Genomic DNA, 7101 nt, shown 5'->3' on the forward strand with positions numbered 1-7101 from the left:
GCTTCAACTTCCGGTGCTTCTACTGCTGTTTCTTCTATTGTTTCTCCTCGCTGGGCAGCCATCATTTTTTCCCTAAACTTAGCCGCCATTTCCTCTGCGTTATCATATACCAGTTGTGGATTTTTCACCATCGCCCCTGGTTCTGGCTCTAGTTGCTTCGTTGACAAAGATATACGACCCCTGTCAGCATCTAGATCAATGATCATAACTTTCAGTTCATCATTGACTTTTAGTACACTGCTAGGAGTTTCTATATGATCGTGGGAAATTTCTGATATGTGGAGTAAGCCACTGACACCACCAATATCTATAAAAGCTCCATAAGGCTTAATACCACGAACTGCACCTATCACAACTTCCCCTACTTCTAGGCGATTCATCTTCCGCTCAACTAAAGCGCGACGATGACTTAAAACTAGACGATTGCGCTCTTCGTCTACTTCTAGGAATTTTAGAGGTAATTCTTCGTTAAGTAAATCTTCTTTTGGTTTGCGTGTACTAATGTGTGAACCAGGAATAAATCCACGTAACCCTTCTATCCGAACTAGAGCTCCACCACGATTCGTCGCAAATACTTGGGAACGCACAGTTGCATCTTCTGCTTGTAGTTGCCGGACTCTTTCCCAAGCCCGCATATATTCTATCCGTCTAATGGACAAAGTTAACTGTCCATCTTCATTTTCATCTGTTAGAATAAAGAATTCTCTTGTCTCATTAGACTGTAGAACTTCTTCGGGGTTTTCTACCCTATTAATTGACATTTCTTGGATTGGAATATAAGCAGCAGTTTTAGCTCCAATGTCAATTAATGCTCCCCTTGGTTCTAAACTAAATACTGTCCCTGCTACAATATCCCCAGGACTAAAGTGATAGTCATATTTATCTAGTAGGGCTGCAAAATCTTCGTGAGTAAAGCCTACTTCTTTGGTTGGTGTTTTCAAATTTATCATGCGTGTTAGTTTCTTGGGATTTCTCTCCTTAATGTTTTTTACTTGTCTTGATAGTTTCTCTGCTTCATAAAACTTATATAAAACGTCACAATTTAGTGACATTTCAATGTTTACTTCTTGCTTGTACGGTAACACTCTGCAGTAGGACATCCAAAGACATCAACGGTCAAGCAAACCGCATCTTTCTACTTATACTTTATAAGTTATATATGAGACAAAACTTTCCTTTACAAAAACTATGGTTTTATAGAAAAACCTATTTTTTTGTATAATCTAGGTAAGCAACTGTTACTTTTCAGCCCATTAGAGTTTTTGTTACTAATACCACTTGCCGAATGAAGGCTTGGACATTTACTTCATTTTTTTATAACTCTAATTTAGAGTGAGACTTACCTAGAGTTTTGATTTGCTCTAGTGAGGTCTATATATCAGTAGAATATAAATTTTACCGAGTCAAGGCAAGTTCCTAAACTATCATTATGATTCAAAACAGTTTATTTTACCACAACTCTGAGCCAAGTTATTTTTTGGCCATTTTTTCGTAATAACTTTCCAATTTATCTAGATGTTGGCAAAATACCTAGACCTAGGGCTTGTCTTGCTGTCTAATGGGACTGTTGATAATGTTTAGTATAATACAAGTTGTAATTCACATACCTACTGTATTGCAATAGGAAGATTAATTGAACAGAAGTAGTTAATTGACTTACTACAGTTTAAAGATCAACAAACTAGGAAGAAGAAAAATTGCTCCTACAGAAAATTTGTCCATATTAACCTTCAAAATCTACAAACCAAATATTCAACCCTTCGGCAAAGGGGATGAGGCGGGGCTGTAGTTGTCACTGTTACAAGAGTCAGGACAGTATTCAGACTAGCCAAACATCTAGAGACAAAGTAAGACATTTTGGTGAGTTAATACTCGATCAATCCGTTTGTAAAACAGAAAACTTATGGAATTCGCAAAAGTGTTTGGCCTATAGGTATGTAAAATATCTTAAGTCCAAAAATATCTTTAAACTAGATGTAATGCTCTAGTTACTTAGACTTATCACTAAATAAACTGAAAATATGCTACTCATATCTAGACATACGTAATAATTTCAGGTATTTATCAGTGTTAATAAGTACAAGCTTTACATACCAAGAGTTTTCAATTTGTTATAATCTTTTCAAGGTACTTGCCTACTCTTCTCAAGTTCAGGACTAAGTTGTACAAGAGGCTGGTGTTTCACGATCACGAGCATCTTGTTGTAGAGAAATGTCAGAACTTTTTGGCAAAGTCCTATCAAATTCTAAATTATCTTTTTGATTTTGTAAATGATTTAAAGTATCTACAAAATCCCGAATACCTTGAAATTTACGATAAACAGAGGCGAAACGAATATAGGCTACTTCACTAATAGCACTCAATTTACTCAGAACAATTTCACCAATTTCAGCACTGGTAATTTCTCTCTGAGATCTACCCTGTAATTCAACCTCTATTTCATTGACAAAAGCTTCAAGCCGACTAGATTCAATACCAGTCTTTTCGCAGGAACGGATAATACCTCGAAGTAATTTGGACTTGTCAAAGGACTCCTTTTTACCATCCCTTTTGATCACTGTTACTGTAACAAATTCTATTCTTTCATAAGTCGTAAAACGATGCTGGCAGTTCATGCATTCTCGCCGACGTCGAATGCTCTTACCAGATTCGGCTGACCGAGACTCTAGAACACGACTATTTGTATGTTGGCAAATTGGACATAGCATACTTTAAATTTTTCATACATAAATAATTTTGCCCAGCTCGGGGAGATGGCCATTTGTTATTACTTATTGGGTATGAGTGCTGGGCTAAGAACTCAGCACTCATTAAGTTATCAAAAAGGCAATTTTTTCGATAGGAAACTCATCAAGAATGATTACTTTCCAATCCTAGGTGGATCGCGGAAGGCGATCGCAAAAAATATTACACCTAAGGCCAAAGCTAATACCAGTATATAAGCTGTACTTTCCATAAGGGAATTTCCTGAAAATCCAATTCTTTATTAGTTTACCAGTTGATAGTAAATAAAAGTCCAACGAAAATACTTTGTAACTTTTTTCAAAGTAATCGTTGGACTTTTATCAAATTTGAAGATTAGATATACTTAATTTGGCCATAATTGTATTGATGCCAAATTTTAGTATTTGTTTTGTTATCTTTACTCCCTACGGGTACTCAAGTCACCCAGTTTCTGGAATAAACCAAACTCTACTTGTTCCTCTAGGTCTGGGTCAATACCCGCAAACACATCGCGGAACAAAGTCCGACATCCGTGCCAAATGTGACCGAAGAAGAATAGGAGAGCAAAACAAGCATGACCATAAGTAAACCAACCGCGAGTGCTAGTTCTGAATACACCGTCAGATCCTAAAGTTTCCTGGTCAAATTCAAAAGGTTGACCTCCCTGAGCTTTACGAGCAAACCTCTTAACATCTGAGGAATTAGTAAAGGTTTGACCATCAAGTTCACCACCGAAGAAGGTAGCTGTTACGCCCTGAGCTTCAAAACTATATTTTGACTCAGAACGACGGAAAGGAATATCAGCCTTAACTACACCTTGTGAATTCGTTAAAATAACTGGGAAAGTCTCAAAGAAGTTAGGTAGACGACGTACAAATAATTCCTCGCCATCCTTATCCTTAAACACAGGATGACCAAGCCAACCTTGAGCTAAACCATCACCATTGTTCATTGGGCCAACACGGAACAGACCACCTTTAGCGGGGCTATTACCAACGTAGTCATAAAAAGCTAATTTTTCTGGGATAGTTAACCAAGCTTCTGAAGCAGTTTTGCCTGCTGCTAACTCAGCTTGGACACGACGATCGATTTCTTGCTGGAAGTAACCACTGTCCCACTGATAACGAGTTGGGCCGAATAGTTCAATAGGAGTAGCAGCACTGCCATACCACATTGTTCCAGCTACAACGAATGCTGCAAAGAAAACTGCTGCAATACTACTAGAGAGAACTGTTTCAATATTACCCATCCGCAAAGCTCTGTATAGACGTTCTGGGGGTCTTACAGATAAGTGGAACAAACCAGCAATAATTCCCACAATTCCTGCTGCAATGTGGTGAGCTACAATTCCACCAGGATTAAATGGGTTAAATCCTTCTGGTCCCCAGGCAGGCGCTATGGGTTGGGCAGAACCCGTCAATCCATAAGGATCTGATACCCACATTCCCGGACCAAATACTCCGGTCAGGTGGAAGGCTCCAAAACCAAAGCAAAGTAAACCAGATAAGAATAAGTGAATGCCAAACATTTTTGGCAGGTCTAGAGCAGGTTCTCCTGTACGTTGGTCAAAGAACAAGTCTAGGTCCCAAAAAACCCAGTGCCATACAGCAGCTAGGAATAGTAGACCAGAAAGAACGATATGAGCTGCTGCTACACCTTCAAAAGACCAGAAACCAGGGTTGGAAGCTACTTCTCCTGTAACACTCCAACCACCCCAAGATTCGGTAACACCCAAACGGGCCATGAATGGCATAACAAACATTCCCTGACGCCACATAGGGTTTAGGACTGGATCGCTAGGATCAAAAATTGCTAGTTCATAAAGGGCCATTGAGCCAGCCCAACCTGCTACTAGAGCAGTGTGCATTAAATGCACTGAGATTAGTCGTCCTGGGTCATTCAGAACAACTGTGTGTACACGATACCAAGGTAGTCCCATTGACTACACTCCTCCTATAAATAATGATGTCTAATCTATTCTGAAAGCTTTAAGCTTTTTTCTTTTGCTTGTTATGCTGCTGCTGATAAAACTGACACAAAGCGTCACATAATGTGACAATTTGATGTTTACTTCCTGCTTCGACTGAGGCCGTCGGCGGTTACTCATCCACAGGCATTCACGGTCGAGCCAACCGCATCTCTTAGATTTATGCTCTCTTCAAAAATAAATTGTTCCAATATTGGTCCTATTATCAAGATTATTTCGGACAGAATGGCCAAATTTACCAGATGAGTGCATAAAAATTAAAACTTTTTCAAGAATTGTATAGAGTTTTGAAGTTAATAGCAAGCAAATTGAAGAAGGAATAAAATAGTATTAATTGTGGATATTCACCTAGTTTTAGCTAGTTCCGTCTTAAAAGTAATGGCAACTGCCATAGCAATTTCTACTGTAATTAAAATCAACTAACTTTTGACTTTTATTTTTTGACGTTTGACTTAAGTATGGTTGGTTTGACAAATGGCTGAGGTCTTGGAAAGGTATTCTAATACTTTTTCGGCATCAATCAAGCGAGTTAATACAACGTTGCCAATATTTTGATTAGAAGCAGACTGTTGAGCTTCGGTAGTGGGATAAATTTCTAGCATTAATACTGCATCTTCGACCCGATGAAGCCACATTTGTTCGTTTTTATCCCACAGACAGATTGACATTTTTTTGATATCGGGTGTCCGTCTCCAGGCAATTTCATTCCACAGGCCACCTACCGTCCAAATTTGACCAATTGCCCATCCCTCTGATAAGAAGAAGTATTTCACAGACTTTTCTCAGGTTAACTAATTTATTAAAAATTTTATCAAAAATAAGAATCTTGAAAATATCTACAAACAGATATTAAGTAATGTTAAAAAAGTTAGGTTATTGGCTGGAAAATATGAAAATTTAATGTTTTTTCTATAGAGTTATTTCTATTTGGATTTATATAATTAATTCGACTTAATTTACAGAATTTAAGCTGAAGTTAGGAAAAAATATAACAGGACTTAAGCAGGCGAACCCAGAAACCCGGTTTCTTGTAGATGTCTATTGTTCAAAACAATGATTTACTGTAGAAACCGGATTTGTTTGCGTAATTCCTAAGATAATATAAACCAGATTTAGGAATATTGATTATGAACCTTTTAACTGCTAACCAAAACGATAATATTCTTCGTCAAAATTCTGCAAGTAATGGTTTTTTGGTAAGTAAGCGATCGCCTGGTTTGGGGATGTTGGTAATTATTGACCCCAGGGTGGAAAATTATGGGATGTTGGCATCGGGGGTTTTACCGGGGGCAAAGATTGTAATTCTGGAATCTGGTGAGGATGGGGTTAGACAGGTAAGTAAGGCAATTTTTGACTATCCGGTTTCTAGTCTGCATATTGTTGGTCATGGTTCCCCTGGTAGTATGCAGTTGGGTAATACTCGGTTGAGTCTTGGGAATTTGGCAGCATACGGAGCGGAGTTGGAAAAGTGGGGAGAGGCGATAGGGTGTGGTGGAATATTGTTGTATGGTTGCGAGGTAGCTGCGGGAGATATTGGGGCAGCTTTTGTGGAAAGGTTGCATGAGTTGAGTGGAGTAGGTGTTGCTGCTGCTGTTGGTCGTGTTGGTTGTGGAGAGTTGGGAGGTAGTTGGGAACTTGGGGTTAAGGTTGGGAATGTTGGGGATGGTTTAGCGTTTGGCGAAGAGGTGTTCGTAGGTTATGGTGGAGTATTTGCTGAAAATTCAAGCTCAATTTTTGCCTCCCAGATAGATGTAGGACCAGATATACCAGCACCAGAAACTCCTCCTAATAGCCCTCCAATTGCAGTAGATGATTTTGTCAGTACACCTCCAAACACTGAAGTTACATTTTCATTTCTTAGTAATGACAGCGATCCTGATGGAGACAACTTTGGCATTAATAGTTTTGATAATAGCAGCACTAATGGGGGTATTATTGAGCTTAATGATAATGGTACATTTACTTATACACCACCCCTAGATTTTACTGATACAGATACCTTTACCTATACTATCATTGATGATTTTGGCAATACAGATACTGCCACAGTAAGAGTTACCATAGCTTCAGTCAACAACCAACCCGATGCAGTAGATGATTCTATAACGACATCTCAAGATACTGCTGTTTCTATTCCAGTTCTGAGTAATGATAGTGACATTGATAATGATCCATTAACCATTATTACTCCATTAGGTATTCCTTCTAATGGAACAGTTAGTATTAATGACCAAGGAACTATTGACACTACAGATGACGAAATTATTTATACTCCTAATAGTGGTTTTATAGGTCCTGATACATTTACCTATACTATTGATGATGGCAATGGTGGTACAGATACTGCCACAGTAAGAGTTACCATAGCTTCAGTCAACAACCAACCCGAT

6 protein-coding genes are annotated in these 7101 nt (G+C 38.5%); 1 reads left to right on the forward strand and 5 read right to left on the reverse strand.

What is annotated here, in order from left to right:
• The 5 genes from ACP6PL_RS29445 to ACP6PL_RS29465 form a co-directional block, all read right to left on the reverse strand.
• Positions 1–950 (reverse strand): 30S ribosomal protein S1 (locus ACP6PL_RS29445; RefSeq protein WP_426548938.1); only part of this gene is annotated, 950 nt, incomplete at its 3' end.
• Positions 951–2156: 1206 nt separating this feature from the next.
• A complete protein-coding gene (nrdR, locus tag ACP6PL_RS29450; protein ID WP_426548913.1) occupies positions 2157–2708 on the reverse strand; it encodes a transcriptional regulator NrdR in 552 nt (183 codons plus the stop codon).
• A gap of 152 nt (positions 2709–2860) precedes the next feature.
• A complete protein-coding gene (locus ACP6PL_RS29455; RefSeq protein ID WP_094678826.1) occupies positions 2861–2956 on the reverse strand; it encodes a photosystem II reaction center protein T in 96 nt (31 codons plus the stop codon).
• 186 nt (positions 2957–3142) lie between these two features.
• Entirely contained in the window at positions 3143–4663 is a 1521-nt protein-coding gene (psbB, locus tag ACP6PL_RS29460) for a photosystem II chlorophyll-binding protein CP47 (protein ID WP_426548914.1), read from the reverse strand.
• A 500-nt stretch (positions 4664–5163) separates the two neighbouring features.
• On the reverse strand, positions 5164–5484 hold the full coding sequence (locus ACP6PL_RS29465) for a hypothetical protein (RefSeq protein ID WP_426548915.1): 321 nt from the start codon (positions 5482–5484) through the stop codon (positions 5164–5166).
• Positions 5485–5838: 354 nt separating this feature from the next.
• Here ACP6PL_RS29465 and ACP6PL_RS29470 point away from each other — a divergent pair.
• Positions 5839–7101 (forward strand): Ig-like domain-containing protein (locus ACP6PL_RS29470; protein WP_426548916.1); only part of this gene is annotated, 1263 nt, incomplete at its 3' end.

The sequence above is a fragment of the Dapis purpurea BLCC-M126 genome (genome assembly GCF_050015975.1).
Lineage (GTDB): Bacteria > Cyanobacteriota > Cyanobacteriia > Cyanobacteriales > Microcoleaceae > Trichodesmium.

What these genes read in the sequence shown, in the direction of transcription:
- nrdR (WP_426548913.1), bottom strand. Translation starts at nt 2,708, where the DNA reads ATGCTATGTCCAATTTGCCAACATACAAATAGTCGTGTTCTAGAGTCT.
- ACP6PL_RS29455 (WP_094678826.1), bottom strand. Translation starts at nt 2,956, where the DNA reads ATGGAAAGTACAGCTTATATACTGGTATTAGCTTTGGCCTTAGGTGTA.
- psbB (WP_426548914.1), bottom strand. Translation starts at nt 4,663, where the DNA reads ATGGGACTACCTTGGTATCGTGTACACACAGTTGTTCTGAATGACCCA.